We start from the raw sequence: 4,845 nt of genomic DNA on the forward strand, positions 1-4,845 counted from the left end.
TGTCACCTATGCAATCGGTCCATTCTGTTACCTATCTATCCGGTTCGGACACCGGGCATTTCTCCCCGTATAGTGACGGGGAGAAATGGGCTGGCCGCAGCGCCGGTGCCCTCCTGCAGCGTTGCTGATTGGCGAAACCGGCGATGAGAGCGCCCCTCTCCCCGTCACTATACCGGGAGAGAATGCCGGCAGGCAGGTGAGGGGCGGCGCCAACGTTAGAAAGGGTGCGGTAGGTTGAGACGCTACAAACGGGCCGCCCCTACTGCCTTTTATACTCCCTGACCGGCGACTTGGTGCCACCCGTATAGGTCACCTGCACCGACATCGACTTCACGCTGTCGGCGACCTTGAAATAGGGCTGGTAGTCGTAGGGGATGGCGTAGGGGTCCTTCTTGTCGCAGGGCGGCATCTTGATTTCCTTGTCGGGGGCGGCGCCGTCCAGGCCGTAATGCACCTCCTTGATGGCGCAGCGGTAGGACAGCATTTGCGTGAAATAGACCAGGCCGTTGTTGCCGCCGGCGTCGAAGGCGATCCACGAGGTCCAGAACTGGTCGAGGATCTGCTTGTCGCCTTGCTGCAGCGCCGAGTCCGGATCGAATCTTATGGCGAACGGGCCGGTCTCGCGGCCCCTGATGTCGAGATATTTGATGCCGATCGTGGTGGCCGTGGTGCTGTCCGGCAATTCGAAGCTCGAATTGGGCATCGGCTTGCCCGTCCGCTGGTCGTTCATCGCCATCAGCCCGGTGTCGGTGAACGGGCCGGTCTCGCCGAGGCGCCAGGAAATGCCGGTCGCCGCCTCGGGCAGCGAAATGGTGATCGTCCAGCCGGCATTGGAGCGCATCGGCGTCAATGTCGGGGCGAAGCGCTGCGGATCGAGCACGTCGCCGACGGCGGCCAGCCGGCTGCGGCTGCGCTCCAGCCAGTCGGCGAGCTCCCTCTGGTCGACGAAATATTTGAGCAGCCCGCCATCCTTCTCGTAGGAGACGAACTTGGTCAGCGCCTCGGCCTCGCTGCGCTTGTCGGACAGCGACTGGCTACCGAGGCGATCCTCGGAAAACTCCTGCGCCAGGAGGAAATAGGCAGGCGCATAGTCGGGATGGGCCGCTATGAAGGTGTTCAGCTTGTCGAGACGCTGGGCATCGTCGAACTGCTCGAGATGGACGAGCTTGATCGCCGACGCCTTGGCCTTGTCGGCCAACTGGCCGAACACCTCGCGGGCGCCGGCCTTACCGTCCTGGACCCGAAGCAAGGTGGCGAAGCGCGTATAAGGGTCGATGGCGTCGACATCGAAGTTGGCGAAGGCGAGATAGGACCGCCTGGCGTTGAGCATGTCGCCCGACAATTCGTAGACGCGGGCATTGTGATAGTACTCATCGGGACGCTTGGGGTCGGCGATCGCGCCGCCCTGCGCGGCGAGCGCGGCAAAGCCCTTGGCGATGGTGTCGATGGAAGCGGCAATCTGCTCGGTCGTCGCCTGCAGCTTCTCGGCCTGCGCGGCCGCCTGCTGCTGGCCGGCGGCCAGCGTGTCGGTGGTCTGCTTGACCGCCTCGACCGCCTTCTGGGTTTCGGCGCCCTGCTCGGTCTGCTGTTTCTGTGCCGAGGCGATCTCCTCGGCCTTCTGCGCGACGGTGTCGGTCGATTGCTTGACCGCCTCGACCGCCTTCTGGGTTTCGGCGCCCTGCTCGGTCTGCTGTTTTTCGGCGGCGGCTATCTCCTGCGTCTTCTGCGCCACCGTGTCGGTCGATTTCTTGACCTCCTCGACCGTCTTTTGCGTCTCGGTGACCGTCCTTTCGATCCTGGCGACCTTTTCGGAGACGATGCCCAGCGACTGCTGCAGCTCGGCCACCGCCGGCACCAGAGTGGCGATGATGCCGTTCTGCGAATTCGTTTCCTGCTGCACGGTGTAGACGCCGCCGGCGATCGCCGCCGCACTTGTGGCGAAGATCAGCGCCGGCATGGCCTTGGTCGCCAGCACAAGCCTCAGCACGATGGCGATGGCGATGATCGCGGCCGCAACGGAAGCGACGAGCGCGATATAGGCGGCGAACGGCCCGAGCGGGTTGAGCACGTCCGACACCGCGCCGCTGACGAAAGCGACGCTGCCGGCCCATTTGCCGGTGCGGCTGAGCGATGCCCGGATAAGAGATGGTGCGGCGGCGCCGATGTCACCTGTCATGTCGATCCCCCAAACCAAATCCGCGCGCATGGTAGCAGCGCGGCCCCGCCGGGAAAACAGGACAGCAAGCGGGCGTTTTCGGGGCGGTGGGGTGTGGGAGGTGTCTACCGACGAAGTGATAGCTACGAGCGGCAAGGTATAGCGCCGCTCGCGCAGGAATCGCCAATTTGCCGATGTTGGCGCCGCCCCTCATTGCCCTGCCGGGCATTTCTCCCCGTATAGTGACGGGGAGAAAGGGGCTGGCCGCAGCATTGGCGCCCTTCTTGCAACGTTGGTGATTGGCGAAACCGGCGATGACAGCGCCCCTCGCCCCGTCACTATACGGGGAGAGGGTGCCGGCAGGCAGGTGAGGGGCAGCGCCGGCTTTGGTGTCGTTCCGAGCCCGTCGCCACCCTTAAGCTGTTGAGACAGCTTTGAGACCCCCGTTAACCAGTTGGACGCAGCAATCGGCTTAGGCTAGGGTCCGGCCCTCTCAGCAACAGCCGGATTCGACTTGCGCCTGTCCGACCCTTTCCCGCTCCTCCAGAAGATCTTGATGGCGTTCGCGCTGCTGGCGATGGTCGCCGGCTGCACCACCGTCGCGCCGCCCGACAGTGTATTGGCGGTGCCGGCGCAGCCGCAGCGCTATGCGGCGATCGTCGTCGATGCGCGCAGCGGCAAGCAGCTGTTCGAGGTCAATTCGACGGCGCAGCGCTATCCGGCCTCGCTGACCAAGATGATGACGCTCTATCTGCTGTTCGAGGCGCTGGAGAGCGGCCGGGTGAGCAAGGAGACGCAGATCCCGGTTTCGGACAATGCCTCCCGGCAGCCGCCGACCAAGCTGCGCTTCAGGCGCGGCGAGACGATCGACGTCGATTCCGCCATCCGGGCCATCGTGGTCAAATCGGCCAATGACGTGGCGGTGGCGGTCGGCGAATATCTCGGCGGCTCGCAGGACCAGTTCGCCGCCATGATGACCACCAAGGCGCGAAGCCTCGGCATGACGAGCACCTCCTTCCGCAACGCTTCGGGCCTGCCCGACGGCAGCCAGATGACGACGGCGCGCGACATGGCGGTGCTGGGCATGGCGCTACGCAACCGCTTCCCGCAGCATTTCCACTATTTCTCCGAGAGCGACTTCATGTTCCGCGGCCGGCTGGTGCGCGGCCACAACGACATGCTCGGCCGGGTGCGCGGCGTCGACGGCATCAAGACCGGCTACATCAGGGCCTCCGGCTACAACATCGTCACTTCCTACAATGCCGACGGCCGCCAGCTGATCGTGGTGGTGATGGGCGCCGAAAGCGCGCGCCAGCGCAACGACCATGTCGAGGCACTGATCCAGCGCAGCCTTTCGCCGATGGCGGCGGATGCCAAGACAAGGCTGATGTATGCCGGGCAGCAGCCGACGGGGTCGGCGCTTCCCGGTTTGCCAGAACCGTAAAAGCTTCGAAACGCCGGCCCGAGGCACCCCCCTCTGGCCTGCCGGCCATCTCCCCCTCAAGGGGGGAGATTGGATGTCGCGTCGGGTTTCGCCAACCTCCAACGTCAATGAGGGGCGCGGCGCCAAGGCTGCCGATCTCCCCCCTTGAGGGGGAGATGTCCGGCAGGACAGAGGGGGGGCGCGAAGGATCACCACCGATCTCAACCTTGCGCCGCCGCATTCCGCGACCAAGTCACAGCCCGCACCACCCCCATCACAACAACTTGTTCGGTCACACCAGTTACACAGTCGCGATGGATATGCCGCGCCGGCTTGGCGTATCGTATCGCAGAAGCCGAAACAGGAGCACTGACCATGGCCGGCGACCCGAAGGCGCAGAAGACGGAAGACGACGAAACCCACTCGGCCGGCGAATATCTCGAGGCCTCCACCTTGCCGGAAGACCTGCACGAAGCGGCCGACGAGATCCTCGAAGCGCCGGAGGTGCCGGATTCCGAGCCCGCCCCGGCCGGACCTGCCGCATCGCGGGTAAAACCGAAGAAAAAACCGTCGGCGATCAGCGGCCGGAAATTCCGCAAGCGCGACCTGGTGCGCATCGACGATTTGCGGCCGAGCCTTTCCGACCGCATCCGCGCCGACCATCCCGACCTGCCGCGCGGCGCCCGCATCAGCCGCGAGGAGCTCGCCCGCTACCGCATGCGCTACATGGAAGAACTGCTGCAGCAGGAGCACGGCGAATTCTCCGAGCTCGACCGCCAGGTGGTCGAATCGATCGCCAGGCAGGACACGATCTCGGAAAACTCGGAAGAGGAGTTCGAGGAGCACCGCTCGTTCGCCGACCGCGTCTCCGACTCGATGGCCGAGTTCGGCGGCAGCTGGTGGTTCCTGATCTCGTTCGCCAGCGTGCTCTTGATCTGGATCGGCATCAACCTGTTCGAGGGCATGGCGGGCGCCTTCGACCCCTACCCGTTCATCCTGCTCAACCTGATGCTGTCCTGCATCGCCGCTATCCAGGCGCCGGTGATCATGATGAGCCAGAAGCGGCAGGAAGCGAAGGACCGGCTGCGCTCCTTCAACGACTACCGGGTGAACCTGAAGGCCGAGCTGGAAGTGCGGCACCTGCACGAAAAGCTCGACTACCTGATCTCGCGCCAATGGCAGCGGCTGGCGGAAATGCAGCAGATGCAGCTCGATGCCATGCACGAGCTGACAGGGGCGAAGAAGGTGAAGCGGACGGCGGGCGGGG

Annotated in this window: 3 protein-coding genes; 2 read left to right on the forward strand and 1 reads right to left on the reverse strand. The window is 64.7% G+C overall.

Annotated features, from left to right (window positions below; all coding sequences use genetic code 11):
• Positions 1 to 259: 259 nt before the first annotated feature.
• Positions 260 to 2,176 carry a methyl-accepting chemotaxis protein gene (locus EN745_RS30195; RefSeq protein WP_127422935.1) on the reverse strand — a complete coding sequence of 639 codons (1,917 nt, stop codon included), beginning with the start codon at positions 2,174 to 2,176 and terminating at the stop codon, positions 260 to 262.
• Positions 2,177 to 2,711: 535 nt separating this feature from the next.
• Between EN745_RS30195 and EN745_RS30200 the strand changes: the two genes are divergently transcribed.
• Together EN745_RS30200 and EN745_RS30205 are read left to right on the forward strand one after the other, a co-directional pair.
• Positions 2,712 to 3,599 carry a D-alanyl-D-alanine carboxypeptidase family protein gene (locus EN745_RS30200; protein WP_127422936.1) on the forward strand — a complete coding sequence of 296 codons (888 nt, stop codon included), beginning with the start codon at positions 2,712 to 2,714 and terminating at the stop codon, positions 3,597 to 3,599.
• Positions 3,600 to 3,953: 354 nt separating this feature from the next.
• Positions 3,954 to 4,845 (forward strand): DUF1003 domain-containing protein (locus EN745_RS30205; protein ID WP_145992211.1); only part of this gene is annotated, 892 nt, incomplete at its 3' end.

The sequence above is a fragment of the Mesorhizobium sp. M4A.F.Ca.ET.022.05.2.1 genome (assembly GCF_003998845.1).
Classification (GTDB): domain Bacteria; phylum Pseudomonadota; class Alphaproteobacteria; order Rhizobiales; family Rhizobiaceae; genus Mesorhizobium.

What these genes read in the sequence shown, in the direction of transcription:
- EN745_RS30195 (WP_127422935.1), bottom strand. Translation starts at nt 2,176, where the DNA reads ATGACAGGTGACATCGGCGCCGCCGCACCATCTCTTATCCGGGCATCG.
- EN745_RS30200 (WP_127422936.1), top strand. Translation starts at nt 2,712, where the DNA reads ATGGCGTTCGCGCTGCTGGCGATGGTCGCCGGCTGCACCACCGTCGCG.